1 protein-coding gene is annotated in these 211 nt (G+C 36.5%); it reads left to right on the top strand.

Annotated elements, in window-relative coordinates:
* A partial coding sequence (locus AMO19_RS03255) for an NADH-quinone oxidoreductase subunit H (RefSeq protein ID WP_179850494.1) occupies positions 1–211 on the top strand: 211 nt, incomplete at both ends.

The following is a 211-nucleotide window of genomic DNA, read 5'->3' as shown; positions in this document are numbered from 1 at the left end:
GTGGTTCTGTCCTGGCTAATTGTTCCTTTTGGACAAAACCTTTTAATAAGTAACGTTGGTATTGGAATTTTCCTATGGATTGCTTTAAGCAGTATTCAGCCAATTGGCCTTCTTATGAGCGGATACGCATCAAATAATAAGTATTCCTTATTAGGAGGTTTAAGAGCAGCGGCTCAATCAATAAGTTATGAAATTCCTTTAGCTTTATCTG

The sequence above is a fragment of the Prochlorococcus marinus genome (assembly GCF_001180245.1).
GTDB classification, from domain to species: domain Bacteria; phylum Cyanobacteriota; class Cyanobacteriia; order PCC-6307; family Cyanobiaceae; genus Prochlorococcus_A; species Prochlorococcus_A marinus_F.
This window is presented reverse-complemented; position numbering and strand designations above follow the sequence as displayed.